Origin of the sequence: Kineococcus rhizosphaerae, assembly GCF_003002055.1 — a bacterium.
Lineage (GTDB): Bacteria > Actinomycetota > Actinomycetes > Actinomycetales > Kineococcaceae > Kineococcus > Kineococcus rhizosphaerae.
In genome coordinates, this window is record NZ_PVZF01000027.1 from 1 (window position 1) to 14,950 (window position 14,950).

Consider the following 14,950-nt stretch of genomic DNA (forward strand, 5'->3'; position numbering starts at 1 on the left):
AGGACTCTCTCAACGGTCGTCCTCGTAAGACTCTACAGTTCATGACACCATCGGAGAAGCTCACGGAGCTGTTGCGCTGACCCGTTGAGACCGCCGATCCGATGAAGTACACGGGCTTTCGACCCACCCGGTCAGATAGGGCGCCGTAGATCAGGTGGCTGACCAGGCCGATGGTGGATCCGACCAGTGTCCCGATGAGGACGTTCGACTTGTCGGTGATCGCCGCGAGCCCGACGTAGGCGACCACGAAGCTGGTGGTGATGTAGTAACCGCCGGTCTCGGCCAGTCGCAGGCCTAGGACCTGCAGGATGCTGCGCCAGTCGTTCTTCAGGACGTCCAGTGCGGGGGTCTTGCGGATTTCACCCCGGGCGGCCATCGCCTCGAACTCTGGAGACTCGGTGATTTTCAGTCGGATGAAGAGCCCCGCGGCCACCATGATCACCGAGGCCAGGAACGGGGCCCGCCAGACCCAGTCCCCGGTGAACAGGGTGTCGGAGAGCAGGAAAGCGCCGTTGGCCAGAAGCAACCCGGCTGGGATACCGACCTGGGGGACGGCGCCGAAGAACCCGCGTCGGTGGGCGGGGGCGTGCTCGACGGCCATCAGCACCGCCCCTCCCCATTCGGCGCCCAGGCCAATGCCCTGCAGCACCCGCAGGAGAACCAGCAGGATCGGCGCGAAGACGCCAACTTGAGCGTAGGTCGGCAAGAACCCAATGAGGATCGTTCCGATGCCCATGGCCGCCAGCGACCACACCAGGACCCGCTTGCGCCCCAGTCGGTCGCCGTAGTGCCCCGCCAGATATCCACCCAGGGGTCGGAAGAAGAAGCCGACGGCGAGGGTGGCGAAGGAGGCCAGGACGCCGACGACCGCGTCGTCGGTGTGGAAGAACGTGTCTCCGAAGTAAGCGGCTGAGGCGGTGCCGTAGATGAAGAAGTCGTAGTTCTCCACCGCACCGCCGATCATGGACGCGATGGAGGTGCGCCCGGCGTGGCGCCGCGGGGGGCGCCTCGACGTGGCCGTCGGTCGAACTCATGGCAGGTCTGCTCCTCTGTAGTCCGTCGTCTCGCCTGGGCGCTTGACTGGGTCAGTTCCCCGCGGTGTAGGTCTCGATGACGCGCGAGTCGTCGCGGCGGTCCAGGCCCGCCTCGGCGGCGCTGACGTAGCGGGCACGGGCGACGTCCAGCAGCGGGGTGTCGGCGCCGGCCGCTTCGGCGGCCTGGGCCACCAGGCCGGCGTCCTTGACGAAGATGCCGATGGTGGAAGTGACCTCCACGTCCGTGCCCTGCAACATGCGGGGTCCTCGATCGGAGAGCATGAAGGAGCCTGCTGCCCCGGAGTCGATCAGGGGAAGCACCTCGGCCGGATCGAGTCCCAGCCGACCCGCGAGGGCGAGCGCTTCGGCGGCGGCCACGATGTGGACGGAGGCTAGGTGCTGGTTGACGACCTTGATGGCTTGCCCCTGGCCGATCTCCGCGCCGACCTCTCGGACGGTGCCGAAACATTCCAGAACGTCCTGTACGGCTTTGAGATCGACGTCGACACCTGAGGCGAAGATGGTGAGTTCGCCGGTTTTGGCGCGAGCGACACCGCCGGTCACGGGGGCGTCGAGGACGTGGACCCCTGCGGCCTGTAGGCGTTGTCCTTCGATGCGGACCGCTTCGGGTCCCACAGTGCTCATGATGACCCACCGCTGCCCGCTGAGGTCGCCGGCGAGGGCTACCTCGACGACGTCGTGCAGCTGCTGGGGGGTGGCAACCATGACGATGACGATCTCGGGGCGGCGCTCTTTCGAGATCAGGTCGAAGGAGGCGACAGCAACGACGTCACGCTCGAGGAGACTAACCGAGGGGTAAGGGTCCACGGCAGTGAGCTGGTGACCGGCCTGCAGGAGCTGCAGTGCCATCGGGGTCCCGATGGCTCCGGTCCCGATGAAGGCAATGGGGGTCGAGGTGGTGGTCATGACGATCTCCTGGGGTACGGGTACAGCAGCGTGGACGGGCGTGGCCAACAGGCCGTGGTCAACAGGCCGATCGGGCGTCCGCCGCCGGGTCGATTTCACGCCGCGCCGCACAACGTCACGGTGCTACTTCGAGGCGAGTCGGAACGAGGCGGAGACGTTCACGATGGCGCCGGCGATAGCGAGGCCGCCTAGGACGAGGTGAACGTGGTTCACGCCGTCGGCCAGTGGTTTAAACCCGCTGGCTGGGTTAGAAACCTGCTTCGCGTTCCATGGCGTCACCGGCGTAGCGACGACAGAAGTCCTGCATGTGGGTTTCGAGTAGCTGCCGGCTGCGGGCGGGGTCACCATCTCCAATGGCGTCAGCCAGAGGGACGTGGTCTTGCCAGCGCATCCGGGAACTGGCCCGCTCGGGTCCGGAGGCGACGATCATCATGCGGATGTGACCCATGATCTGGTGCCACATCTGGGTCAGCATATTGTTCCCGCTGAGTTCACATATGCGTTCGTGGAAGTCGAGGTCAACCTCGATCTGCGTCTCGAAGTCCAGGTCACCGTCTCGCAGCGGCTCGAGGACCTCACGCAGTTCGCGGGCGATTTCCTGGCGATCGGAACGGCGCGTCAGCCGCTCCATCGCCGCAGCCTCCAGGCTGGTCCGGACCTCGAAGACGTCGATGATCTCACTAACGGTGATCTCCCGGACCGAGAGGTGACCGCGGCCGTCGCCGACGACGAGCCCCTCCTGCTCCAGCAGACGCAGAGCCTCTCGCAAGGGACCGCGGCTGATGTTGAGTTCCTGACTCAACCTGGTTTCCACGAGGTGCTCACCGGGTGCGATCGCGCCGCTGATGATGCGGTGTCGCATCTCCTCGAAGGTCTGCTCACGCAAGGTCCGACGAGCAACACCTGGACCGGTGGGGTTGAACGGGCTGCGTCCGGCGCCCGAGGAGGCCGAGGACCCGCCCCGTCGGGGAGTCGGTGCCGTAGCCGGTGCCGTAGCCGGTGCCGTAGCCGGTGCCGTAGCCGGTGCCGTAGCCGGTGCCGTAGCCGGTGCCGTAGCCGGTGCCGTAGCCGGTGCCGTAGCCGGTGCCGTAGCCGGTGCCGTAGCCGGTGCCGTAGCCGGTGCCGTGGCGGGTGCCACCGCGCTCCCGTCCCTGCCCCGTTCCTGCCCGCTCATCCCGACATCTTCTCCTACCCCTCCCCGCGCGTCTTTAAGGAGGAGGCCCCAGCCCTGCACCGTGTCGCCATCAGAGCTTTCAGCCCCGGGGTCGAGGTGAGCGAGCGGTGGAGGTGGTAGGGCCTTCATCACGCCTCGATGAAGTTGGCCAGGGCTTCACTGAGGATGTCCGGCTGCTCCTCGGGGACCCAGTGGCCGCAGTCGTCGACCAGGAGCTCTTCGACCTCGACGGCCATGGTCCGCAGGGAAGCAGCGACTTCGCCGCCCCTGCCCCACTTGGCGGTGCCTCCGACCGCCAGGCAGGGCATCTGCAGCTTCTCGCTGCGGGACTGGTTGTCGCGGACATCCTGCTCGACTGCGCGGTAGTAGGCGAAGCCTGTACGCAATGATCCCAGCGCGGCGTGCGTGCGCAGGTACTCCGCGCGCGCCTCGGCGGAGATGACGTCCGGTCGGTGTCCGTAGTTGTCGAAGAACCAGTTGAAGTAGATGTCCTCACGGCCACCGATGAGTGCTTCAGGCAGGTCCGGGGTCAGCAGGAAGGTGTGGTGCCACCGCTTGCCGCCCGCGCCGATGTTGGGGTTGCCGTCCCCGGGGATGGCCACGTCAACCACGGCCAGGTGCGTGACGTGTTCGGCGTCATCTGCAGCCAGGGAGAAGGCGACCGTGCCGCCCCAGTCGTGGCCGGCCACCGCGTACTGGGTGATGCCGAGGTGGTCGTGCAGGAGCTCACGGACATCACCGGCAATGGTCTTCTTGTCGTAGCCCGAGACGGGGCGGGAGGTGTCGCCCAGGCCACGCAGGTCGGGGGCGATGATCCTGAAGCGGTCGCCGAGACGGTCGATCACCTCACTCCAGCAGTACCAGGACTGCGGGTACCCGTGCAGCAGGACAAGGGTCTGCGGCCCCTGCCCGGCCGTGACGTAGTGCATGAGTACATCGGAAAGCTGCGCGTAGTGGTGCTCGACGTCGGTCATCGTCTTCTCCGTGTGTGGGGTCGTACCTGGCGGGTGAGGGCACGGCGTGTGCCGACTGCGGTGGGGGTCGCTACCCCAGGGCGAAGCTCAGGACCTGGTCACCGGGTTCAGCACGTCGGCCGTTTCGGTTGCGGCGGAAGCCCCGGCGCTGCGGGTCTGGGCGCGGCTGCGCAGGAACCCGGTCAGCAGGGCGAGTCCGGCGGCCACGACCGCGGCGTAGCCGAGAACGGTGAAACCGTCGCCCGATCCAGTGGTGCCGGCGAAGTGGCCGACGATGATCGGGCCAATGACGCCGCCGAGGTTGCCCACCGACAGGACGAGGCTGGAGGCGTAGCCGGTGTGCTCGGGGGAGACGTCACGCAGGACGAAGGGCCACCAGGGGCCGAAGGCTGCGTGCAGTCCCACCGCGGCCACGACCAAGAAGGCGACCTCGAGGGCGAAGCCCTCGGCGAGACGCTGTCCGGCCAAGGCGAGCCCGGCGAGGAGGATCGGGAGTGCGACGTAGGCGGTGCGTCCACCGGTGGAGCGGTCCGAGCCACGTGCGACCAACGCCATGGCGATCGCCGCACCCACGAAGGGGATGGCGGTGATCCAGCCGATCGAGAGCATGCCCAGCCCCGACGCTTCTGAGAGCACGGTGGGCAGCCACTGGTTGAAGCCGTAAAGCCCGGTCATCCACAGTAGGTAGGTCACAGCCAGCAGCCACAGGCGCCAGTTCAGGTAGACCGCCCGGGCGGCGCCGGCAGGCGCCTCCTTGCGGGTCTCGGAATCACGGGTAGACAGGATGTAGGACCGCTCGCTGGCGCTGAGACCGCGGTCCAGACTCGGGTCGGCCTTCAAGAGCACCGCCGCGAACACGGCCACGATCAGCGGGGGGATCCCCTGCACGACGAACATCGTGCGGTAGTCCCAGTTCTCGATCAGCCATCCCCCACTGGGGGCCATGAGCACTGCCGAGATGGGAATGGCCAGCAGGGCCAACCCGGAGGCCCGGCCGCGCTCACCGCTGGGGAACCAGCGGATGAGCAAGATGGTGATGGCCGGGAAGACGAGGCCTTCGCCGAGGCCCAAGACCGCTCGCACCGCGATGAGCTGCCCGAAGTCGTGGGTGAGGCCGGTGGCGGACGAGGCCAGACCGAAGACAAGCAGGGCCGTCACGAGGGACTTCTTGGGCCCCAGACGGGTGACGACGACACCGGCGATGGCCAGGCTGGCGACGTAGCCCCAGAAGAAAGCCGAGAGCAGGGTGCCCATCTGGGCGCCGGAGAGGCCGAGCTCTTCGCGCATCGACGGCGCGGCGACGGACATGTTGGTCCGGTCGACGTAGGCGACAAGGTAGGTGATCAACAACAAGGCCCCGACGTGGGACCACCGTCGCCGGCCGACGGCGTTACCCGGTGCGGCAGAGGTGGCGTTCACGGACATCTTCGTCCTCCTGAGCAGAGAGTCCACGGCGACGGGCAGCGTCGCCGGAGAGACCGTCTCGCGACTTCGAAGAAATGTCAACAGTTCTCATTCTGGTGCTCTTGGGGCATGCTGACACCGGCGCACTTCCCCTCACGTCCCGCCCACACAGCTGACCGACGCTGCTGACCGACACCGGACGTCGGGCGGGGAACGTCCTTGGATCCACCGACTGCAGCCGACGGAGGCTCGCTGATGACCACCACCTACACGACCCAGAATCTGGCCACGGACAAGGTGCTGTGCTCGACCATCACCCTGCGGCACCTGCCGCTGCGGGAGGCTCTGCAGACCATCTCCGAGCTGGGCTTCACCGGGGTCGACCTCGGCGCCTTGCCGGGGGTGTGCAACCACGTGCCCTACGAACTGAACGCCGCGGCAGTACGCGAGGTCACTGCCGTGGTCCGCGACTCCGGTCTCATTGTGCGCTCGGTCAACGCAGACGTAGGCGACCTCAACGTCCCCCTGACGCCGGCCGAAACCGCGGCTCGCCGTGAGCACGCAGACCGTCTCCTCGACCTCTGCACCGGCATCGGAGCCAACGCCTTGGTGCTACCGAACGGCCGCCAAGATCACGAACCCGTCCGAGACCTGGCCTCCGACCTCGAACTAGTCGCCGAACAGCTGCGCGCCCTGGCCGAACTCACGGCGGATCGCCAGGTCGAACTTTGGGTCGAGGCGCCGCACCACTTCCGACTGGTCCACGACGTGGACTTGGCCTCCAGCCTGTACGAGCTGCTGCCCGCATCGATTGGTGCCGTCCTCGACGTCAGTCACATCGTCGCCGCCGGCTCCACACCCCGCCGCTTCCTTGAGTTATTCGCTGACCGCGTCCGCCACGTGCACTTGCGCGATGCCGAACCCGGATACATCCACCACAGCATCGGACGCGGTGCCGTGGACTTTCCCGACACCATCACCGCCTTGAGCGAATACGGCTATCAGGGCCTGTTCGCCCTGGAACTCGAGACCCGCGACCTCGCCGATCGCGATCGGCCCACTGCCGCCCTCAAGGCCGGCGAATACATCAGCTCACTCATCATGGCCAGAGCCGCACAGGACTAGGACGACGGGGTCGGCACTCCCAAGGCTCTGGCCTGAAGCGTAGGAGCCAGAAGACCCGCCGCCTAGGGTTGCGCACCGACACGCGTCCTAGCCGTGAATTCGGTAGCTCACGATGCCCTCGCATTGACACCATCACACCTGGGCTCTGCGGTCCGCAACGCTTGACTCGTCGACCATGCGCGGATGAAAGCCCCGCTCACGCACTCCGGCGCTCTCGCGGCCGGGCCGCGTTGAGTCGACGTAGCCGCCGTGGCCTTACTCCTGCTCGCCCAACCGTCGAGCGAGTCACACCTCGGACACAGCGTCGAGGACACACCGCCAGGCGGCAGTTGAGCACCCATTGACGCCATCGCGACCGCGAGGTACCGTCACGTCCAGTGGATTGGTTAACCAATGATGGTTGGGCTCTTCGAGAGCACGCCTCGAGCATGGCCCAGTTCTGGCGGGTGTCATCGACACGATGGAGAATCGAATGAAGGCGCTCGTCTTCCACGGCCCCGGCCAGCATGCCTGGGAGGACCGTCCGGAACCCCGCATCGAAGCACCCACCGACGTACTGATCGCCGTACAAGCCGCGACCGTGTGCGGCACGGACCTACACATCCACCACGGCGTCCACCCAGAGATGCCCCTGGGCACCATCATGGGCCACGAGGCCGTGGGCACGATCACCGAGATCGGCAGCGAGGTGACGCAGTTCAAGGTCGGCGACCGGGTCGCCGTGCTGCCCATCACCAACTGCGGCACGTGCGCTGCGTGCCGACGAGGAGCCTCGGCCCACTGCTCGACTTCTGGCCCCAATGGTTGGCTGCTGGGGCACTCACACGACGGTGTCCAGGCCGAGTTCGCGCGGATCCCCTTCGCCGATCACTCCCTCCACTTCATCCCCGACGGCGTTCCCGACGAGATCGCCATCCTCACCGTGGACGCAATGGCGGCCGCTTACGAGATTGGCGTGAAGAACGGTGCTGTCTCGGCCGGTGACGCCGTGGTCATCATCGGCGACGGGCCGATCGGTCTGTCTGCGATCCCCTTGGCTCTCCTCGAGGGTGCCACCCGCGTCGTCATGGTCGGTGTACTGCAGTTCCGTCTCGATGCTGCTCTTGCGTTAGGTGCAACGGATGTGGTGGATGCGTCCCAGGAGGGTTGGGTCGAGCGGGTGCGCGCCGTCCTTCCCGAGCACGGGGCCGACGTTGTCATCGAGGCGGTCGGCTCCAAGGACACGCTCGAAGCCGCATTCGACCTCGTAGCGGTCTTCGGCCGCGTAGCCAACATCGGGGTGCACAGCGAACCGGTCTCGTTGCCCATAGAACAGATGTGGATCAAGAACTTCGTCTTCACGAGCGGGATGATGAGCTGCACGAGCACGCCGAAGCTGCTGGAGCTCGTCGCCTCGGGAGCCATCGACGTCTCACCCATCATCACCCACAAGATTCCGTTGGAGAGGGCCGCCGAGGCATACGCGATGGCTGAATCCGCCGACGAGAACCAGGCGACGAAGATCGTGCTGGTCCGCTAGAACAGCACACTTGATGATCAACGACCGAGCATCGACCACGTACCAGGGAGCGCCCACATGACCACGTCCACTTCTACCTTCAACCATGACGTTCCCTGGGAGTCGAGCTACGGGTACAGCCAGGGGTACCGGGTGGGCGACACTATTTACATCTCCGGCCAGCTCGCCCATGACGAGGCCTGCAACCTCGTCGGTGAAGGCGACATCGTCGCGCAGTGTGCCAAGACGTTCGAGAACTTCGACAAGGTCCTCGTGGGCCTCGGCGGGCGCCGTGACCAGGTCGTGGAGACCACCGTGGCCATCATCGGCCTCCGGGAGAACTTCGACGCAGTCGGTGCGGCTCATCTGGACTACTTCGGTCAGCACCGACCGGCTAGCACTGCACTCGGCGTCGTCGAACTCGCGATGCCCGGCCAGCTGGTCGAGGTGGCAGCGGTCGTACGACTCGACATCTGAGCTCGGCACAGCCGAGCGTCGTTCGACCCCTGGCCTACAAGCTGTCACGCCACGAATGTGGTGCAACCGCCACACCCGCCGAAACACACAGTTGATCAGCAGCGACATCTGAACCAGGCCCCATCGGGGTCCGTAGACCGATACGGGAGAGGGTCCTGAGGTGGGTGAACAGCTTGAGGAGTTTGTCTCACGACTGATCGCGCTGAGTACAGAAGGGCCGGGTGGAGTTCGACGACTCCCGCCGGAACGTGAGCTGGGCGAAGCGTTGGACCTCAGCCGCGGGGCGCTGCGTGAGCACCTGTCTCAGCTGGACAGCCTCGGGGTGCTCCGGCGCCGCCAAGGGCACGGGTCATACCTGGACACCCCCAACGTCGAGTTCATTCAGACCTACTTCATGTTGATGCGGCAGCTCGGGCACCTCGGTGACGACGAGTTTTCCGAGGCGCGGGCGATGCTCGAAGAGGTGATGGCCGCAGCCGCTGCGTCGCGGGTCCGCGACGTCGATGTCGAGGAACTCCGCGACATCGTGGGAGTCATGGTCGCCCACACCAAAGCCGGTGATGCGCAAAGAGCCCTGCAAGCAGACCTCGACTTTCACAGCCGTATCTACGAGATCGTCGACAACCCGATCTTCAACATGCTCAACCAGGGCTTTGCCCACGTGCTGCGCGACAACATGCAGCTACGACGCGACCTGGCCATGAGCGCAGAGACTCCTGCAGCCGACGGTTCTTTCAACACCGACACGGTCCATTACGAGATCGTGAACGCACTCGCTGCCCGCGACGCTGACGCCGCCCGATCGGCCATGCGGCGCCACTTCTCCGATTTCTCCCTACTGGCCCTGGCGGCGCAGATCGCATCGAATGGGCACCAACCTCACACGTGATCCACCCACACGGGGGGTGTCGGCACCGTTGCCGACAATGGCACCGACACCCGCTGACCAGCTGTTGAACGGACACAGGACGTCGGCCACCACCCCTCTCCCCCGAGTCCTCTCTCGGTTGGCTGCACACCGACAGGAACCCCCATGAGTATCTTGACCCACCACTTCGCCGACGTCGGCGACGTCGGCGACGTCGGCGACGTCACGCTGCACTACGTCACCGCCGGCGAAGGAGACCCGGTAATCCTCATCCACGGCTTCCCTCAGACGTGGTACTCGTGGATCGACGTCATTCCACTCTTGGTCGCGCAGGGATACCGATGCGTCGTGCCCGACCTTCGCGGACTTGGCGACTCCACTCGACCGCCCTCGGGCTACGACAAGCTCACACTGGCCGGAGACCTGCGCACGCTCATGGTCGAGCACCTCGGCCTTGAGCGCTTTGCCGCTGTCGGTCACGACTGGGGCGGGGCGGTCGCGTTCGCGCTCGCAGCACACCACCCAGAACACGTCACCTCCCTCAGCGTCCTCGACGTTGCGATCCCCGGGGATGGGCAAGCGCACCTCGGGCAGGGTGGCAAGAGGTGGCACCACACCTTTCTGCAGACGCCTGACCTACCCGAAGCCCTCATCGTGGGCCGCGAGGAGGTCTTCGTCCGGTGGTTCTATGAGAACTACGGTCACCATCAACGTGTCATCGCAGAATCGGCCGTCCAGGAGTACCTGCGGACCTACACCACCCCCGGTGCCATGCGTACCGGGTTCGCGCTCTACCGCAACATCGGGCAGGACATCGCCGACAACCAAGACCTCACGCCCCTGACCATCCCTGTCCTCGGCGTCGGCGGAGGTACCAGCTGGGGTCGAGGTGAGGAGGTTGCAACATCCCTGCGTCGCATGGCCCGCGACGTCACCGGCGTCGTCCTGGAGGACTGCGGCCACTGGATTCCTGATGAGAAGCCGGCCGAGCTCGCCTCCCTGCTCACTCATTTCTTGGCCCGCTCACGGGAGGCAGCTCCCGCCTCCATGCCCTCCGGAGCATTGGAATGAGCACTGACAAGACAGTCGCCTACGAGGTAGCGGTTCCCGTCGGGGGAGCACCTGACGTCGTCTTCGTGGGCGTCGGCGCCATCGGCCTGCCGATGGCGACCCGCCTGAAGTTGGGCGGTCACCGGATCACCGCTGTCGACCCTTTCCCTACCGCCCGCGCGAAGGCGGAGGACACCGGCCTTTCGACGGCAGCTTCCATCCTCGAGGTGCTGCCGTTCTCGGGCGTGGTCGTGGTGATGGTCGCGACCGCCGCACAACTCTCCGAACTGGTGACAACCGCCCTTGGTGTCGGCGCCGTCCTCCCCGACCAGACGTGGATCGTGATGAGCACCGTGGGACCGGACGCGGTACGCATCGAAGCCGGACGCCTCAGTGCCGCCGGGGCCCGCGTTCTCGACGTTCCCGTGACCGGCGGCGTAGCCCGCGCCAGCACCGGGGAACTGACCCTCTTCGCCTCGGGTGACCGCGACGTCATCGAGGAGGAGCGCCAGCTGCTGGGTTGCCTCGGCACCGTGCGCGTGGTCGGCACCGCGATCGGTGAGGGGCAGTCGGTCAAGGTCGTCAACCAGCACCTGTGTTCAATCCACATCGTCGCCGCCGCCGAGGCCCTGGCCCTCGCAGCTCGGCTCGGACTCGACCCAGGTGCCGTCCTCGACCTCGTCAGCTCAGGTGCGGGCGGGTCCTGGATGCTGAACGACCGGGGACCTCGCATGCTCGAGGACACCGACGTCACCGTCACGAGCACCATCGGGATCTTCGTCAAAGACAGCAACTTGGTCGCCACCGCGGCCGACCAGCTCGGCGCGGACATCCCCCTCCTGCGAGCAGCACAAGAGCGTTACACACGTGCCGTCGAGCTTGGGCTCGAACGGCGGGATGACTCCCGGGTGATCGAGACCTACCAGGTCGAAGCAACCGCCCGTTCCGATGCAGGAGAAAGGTGAACGACATGGCACTGCTCGATCCCGTCCGACCCGCGGGCGCCGAGGCACGGCTCCAACGTATCCGCGAAGGCGCCTACCGAATGCGCCACCACATGCTCGACATGGGTGAGGTCCAGGGCCAGGGTTACGTCGGCCAGGCCCTCGGCGTGGCCGACATGCTGGCCGTCACCTACCTCGACCAGCTGCGCTTCGCGCCTTCCGACCCCGACCATCCCGACCGGGACAGGTTCCTTCTGTCTACCGGCCACTACGCGATCGGTCTCTACGCTGCCCTCGCCGAGGCCGGAACACTCGCCGTGGAGGAACTGCAGACGTACGGTTCCGACGATTCGCGCCTGCCGATGTCGGGGATGGCCTCCTACACCCCCGGAATGGAGATCTCCGGCGGCTCCCTCGGTCATGGACTGGGTGTCGCGGTGGGGATGGCCCTGGGGTTGAGACATCAGGGCTCCACGTCCCGGATCTTCAACTTTCTCTCCGACGGGGAACTCGACGAGGGGTCGACCTGGGAGGCGGCGATGGGGGCGCACCATCACCGCCTCGGCAATCTCCTCGCAATGGTCGACATGAACGCCTTGCAGGCGGACGGCAAGACCGAGACCGTGCTCTCCATCGAACCGGCACACGAGAAGTGGGCCGCCTGCGGATGGTTTGTCCAGCGGGTCGACGGGAACGACATCGGGGCACTCGTCGAGGCCTTCGACAAGGCCGCGGCAGCGGCCGCAGCGGAAGGCCAACCGACCGTGATCCTGTGCGACACGCAAATCGGGGCCGGGGTGCCTCTTCTCGAGCAGCGGGAGAAGGCGCACTTCATGCGCATCAACGAAGACGAGTGGCAGGTCTGCCGAGAACAGTTGACGGCCGGTCACGACGCCACTCAGGGGGAGCACGGATGACCACCAGCACCGGACCACGCCGACTCACTACCTCGGCAATGATTGCGTCCTTCGCCGACCCGGGACAGGCGACCGTGGCCGCGCCGTTCGGGACCGCGCTCTGCGATCTGGCCGAGCAGGACGAGCGTGTCGTCGGTCTCACCGCCGACCTCGGTAAGTACACCGACATGCACATCTTCGCCCAGAAGTTCCCACAGCGTTTCTTCCAGATGGGTATGGCCGAGCAGCTGCTGCTTGGGGCGGCGGCTGGCATGGCCGAGGTCGGCCTCGTGCCGTTCGCTTCGACCTACTCCGTCTTCGCCACCCGCCGCGCCTACGACTTCCTCTGTCTCGACGCCGCCGAACCGCGCATGAACGTGAACGTGGTCGGCGGGCTGCCGGGGCTGACCACCGGTTACGGACCCAGCCACCAAGCCACTGAGGACATCGCCATCTTCCGGGCTATGCCCGGTCTGATCATCGTCGACCCGTGCGACTCGGTCGACATCATCGGAGCCGTCCCGCAGCTGGCTGCGACCCAGGGGCCCACGTACCTGCGCTTGCTCCGCGGCAAGGTGCCCGTCGTGCTCGATCAGTACGACTACACCTTCGAGCTCGGGAAGGCGAAGGAACTGCGAGCTGGCCGTGATGTAGTGCTCGTATCTAGCGGTTTGATGACCATGCGCGCGCTGCAGGCCGCAGAGCAGCTCGCAGCCCACCACGTCGACGTGGCGGTCGTTCACACCCCGACCATCAAGCCTTTCGACGAAGCCACCGTGCTCAGCGCCATCGACACCGACCGTCTCGCTGTGACCCTCGAGAACCATTCCGTGGTGGGCGGCTTGTTCGAAACCGTCGCTTCCGCTGTTGCCCGTAGGGGTCTGGGCCGGCGCGTGGTGCCGATCGGCCTCCCGGATGCCTTCCTGGATGCCGGCGCGCTGCCGACCTTGCACGATCGTTACGGGCTCTCGACGGCCAGCATTGTCTCGAAGGTGCTTGCTGAACTCTGACCCCTTCCACCGGTTGTCTCACTCCCCCCGAACCCACCCATCCGACGCAGAACGGACAAGTCCAATGACGAACGAGTTCAGTGCGACCATGCTCCCCGTTGGCAAGTTTCAGACTGACCTGACGTGGATGTTGTTTGACCCCGCCAAGATCATGGCGACCCGACAGGAGCCCCACAAGCCGGCTCAGTGGGTCGATGTACCGGTGCACACCGTGCTGATCGAACATCCGGAGGGTAAGATTCTTTGGGACACTGGCCTGCCCCGTGACTGGGAGACGAAGTGGGAGCCCACCGGCATCCTCGACTTCTGGCCCGTGGTTGCCGATGAGCACGAGTGGTTCGACTCCCGCCTCAACGAGGTCGGGGTAAGCCTCGACGAGATCGACTACATGATCTTCTCGCATCTGCACTGGGACCATGCAGGAAACGGCTCGTTGTTCAACGGCACGAACGCCCAGGTGGTGTGCAGCAAAGCCGAGCTCGACGGGGTTTCCTCCATCAAGGGGTACTGCGAAGGCCCCTACATCAGGCACGACTGGTCTGAGCTCAACTTCGACACCGTAGAGGGCGATGTTGAGTTCCTCCCCGGGGTGAAACTCCTCCAGACCCCTGGACACTCCTTCGGCACGATGTCGCTCCAGCTGGACCTGCCGGATACCGGCACGCTCATCTTCACCTCCGACGCCGTCTTCCTCGGGGACAACTATGGCCCGCCGAGCATCACACCGGGGTTCAACTACGACAGCGAGGCGTGGCTGTCCTCGGTGGAGAAGGTCCGCCGCGTTGCGCAGGAGACCGACGCAACAGTCATCTTCGGCCACGATGCCGAGCAGGTCCGTCGTTTGGGCGACGGACCCGTCCGGTGGACCTGAAAGGAAGCGACGATGCCCATCTTCGACGTGAAATGCCCGTCGGGACACGTCACCGAGGTCCTGCTCCGCTCAGCCGAGGAACCAGCTCGGGCGTGCCCGGCATGCGGCGAATCCACCCACAGGCTCCCCTCCGCCGGGACCCTGCTCGGGAAGGCCAGTCTCCCCCCGAGCTCCGCTCAGGCGCCGACCACCTGGCGGGGGACCCACAACGGGAACCCGGACGTCGTCAACGGTTGGCGGCGAGCACTGTCCGATCGCCGCAAGATCGAGGAGCGCTACCCGGAGCTTGCACCGCCGAAGCAGACGATCCTCGCGCACGAAGGCCAGTTCCACGACGCCCCACTCACCGTCGAGAATCTCGCCCAACACGCGGCGTCCTTGCCCACAACCGCGCAGTCCACGGGTTCCACGGTCACCGCCCCCGTCAGCAGTAAGGACCCCGGCACCAAGCCGGCCACCGTGTAACCTGCACCCCGTTGACCTCCCCGCAGGTCGGGACCGACAGCTGCCGGTTCCGACCTGCGCGACACGAAGTCATCACCGCCTGAAACCATGGCACCGTCGCCAGGCGGGCAGGTTGACTGACTCGCCCGGATAGCGGCGCTAGTGATCTACGGCTGAAGTTGGTGCCCCACCCGTTCGGGTCTGGCGGTCAGAGGGGTGAGGCACGGCAGCGTCGGTGAGCGTGGGAACACTTC

At 66.1% G+C, this 14,950-nt stretch carries 14 protein-coding genes and 1 pseudogene; 10 read left to right on the forward strand and 5 right to left on the reverse strand.

Annotated features, from left to right (window positions below):
• Positions 1 to 151: 151 nt before the first annotated feature.
• From CLV37_RS25840 to CLV37_RS25865, 5 genes and pseudogenes are all read right to left on the reverse strand, one after another.
• A pseudogene (locus tag CLV37_RS25840) lies at positions 152 to 964 on the reverse strand (MFS transporter); the annotation flags it as partial.
• Between the two features lie 121 nt (positions 965 to 1,085).
• Complete coding sequence (locus tag CLV37_RS25845; RefSeq protein WP_106215627.1) at positions 1,086 to 1,961, reverse strand: NAD(P)-dependent oxidoreductase; 876 nt, start codon at positions 1,959 to 1,961, stop codon at positions 1,086 to 1,088.
• Positions 1,962 to 2,208: 247 nt separating this feature from the next.
• Positions 2,209 to 2,847: a GntR family transcriptional regulator gene (locus CLV37_RS25850; RefSeq protein WP_211298965.1), complete on the reverse strand. Its 639-nt coding sequence runs from the start codon at positions 2,845 to 2,847 to the stop codon at positions 2,209 to 2,211.
• 416 nt (positions 2,848 to 3,263) lie between these two features.
• Entirely contained in the window at positions 3,264 to 4,109 is an 846-nt protein-coding gene (locus tag CLV37_RS25860) for an alpha/beta fold hydrolase (protein WP_106215628.1), read from the reverse strand.
• 87 nt (positions 4,110 to 4,196) lie between these two features.
• A complete protein-coding gene (locus tag CLV37_RS25865; RefSeq protein ID WP_170127515.1) occupies positions 4,197 to 5,528 on the reverse strand; it encodes an MFS transporter in 1,332 nt (443 codons plus the stop codon).
• 240 nt (positions 5,529 to 5,768) lie between these two features.
• Here CLV37_RS25865 and CLV37_RS25870 point away from each other — a divergent pair, with 240 nt between their 5' ends.
• From CLV37_RS25870 to CLV37_RS25915, 10 genes are all read left to right on the forward strand, one after another.
• On the forward strand, positions 5,769 to 6,638 hold the full coding sequence (locus CLV37_RS25870; RefSeq protein ID WP_211298966.1) for a sugar phosphate isomerase/epimerase family protein: 870 nt from the start codon (positions 5,769 to 5,771) through the stop codon (positions 6,636 to 6,638).
• Between the two features lie 472 nt (positions 6,639 to 7,110).
• The gene (locus tag CLV37_RS25875) at positions 7,111 to 8,157 is read left to right on the forward strand and encodes an alcohol dehydrogenase catalytic domain-containing protein (RefSeq protein WP_106215630.1); all 1,047 of its coding nucleotides are present in this window, start codon (positions 7,111 to 7,113) and stop codon (positions 8,155 to 8,157) included.
• A 57-nt stretch (positions 8,158 to 8,214) separates the two neighbouring features.
• Entirely contained in the window at positions 8,215 to 8,613 is a 399-nt protein-coding gene (locus tag CLV37_RS25880; protein ID WP_106215631.1) for a RidA family protein, read from the forward strand.
• A 160-nt stretch (positions 8,614 to 8,773) separates the two neighbouring features.
• The gene (locus CLV37_RS25885) at positions 8,774 to 9,502 is read left to right on the forward strand and encodes a FadR/GntR family transcriptional regulator (RefSeq protein ID WP_106215632.1); all 729 of its coding nucleotides are present in this window, start codon (positions 8,774 to 8,776) and stop codon (positions 9,500 to 9,502) included.
• Between the two features lie 144 nt (positions 9,503 to 9,646).
• Complete coding sequence (locus tag CLV37_RS25890; RefSeq protein WP_106215633.1) at positions 9,647 to 10,552, forward strand: alpha/beta fold hydrolase; 906 nt, start codon at positions 9,647 to 9,649, stop codon at positions 10,550 to 10,552.
• The gene (locus CLV37_RS25895; protein ID WP_106215634.1) at positions 10,549 to 11,496 is read left to right on the forward strand and encodes an NAD(P)-dependent oxidoreductase; all 948 of its coding nucleotides are present in this window, start codon (positions 10,549 to 10,551) and stop codon (positions 11,494 to 11,496) included. The genes CLV37_RS25890 and CLV37_RS25895 overlap by 4 nt, the downstream gene beginning before the upstream one ends.
• A 5-nt stretch (positions 11,497 to 11,501) precedes the next feature.
• Positions 11,502 to 12,392: a transketolase gene (locus CLV37_RS25900; RefSeq protein WP_106215640.1), complete on the forward strand. Its 891-nt coding sequence runs from the start codon at positions 11,502 to 11,504 to the stop codon at positions 12,390 to 12,392.
• Complete coding sequence (locus CLV37_RS25905) at positions 12,389 to 13,381, forward strand: transketolase family protein (protein ID WP_106215635.1); 993 nt, start codon at positions 12,389 to 12,391, stop codon at positions 13,379 to 13,381. Before CLV37_RS25900 ends, CLV37_RS25905 begins: the two co-directional genes overlap by 4 nt.
• A gap of 64 nt (positions 13,382 to 13,445) precedes the next feature.
• Complete coding sequence (locus CLV37_RS25910) at positions 13,446 to 14,252, forward strand: N-acyl homoserine lactonase family protein (protein WP_106215636.1); 807 nt, start codon at positions 13,446 to 13,448, stop codon at positions 14,250 to 14,252.
• A gap of 12 nt (positions 14,253 to 14,264) precedes the next feature.
• A complete protein-coding gene (locus CLV37_RS25915; protein WP_106215637.1) occupies positions 14,265 to 14,717 on the forward strand; it encodes an FmdB family zinc ribbon protein in 453 nt (150 codons plus the stop codon).
• Positions 14,718 to 14,950: the final 233 nt, after the last annotated feature.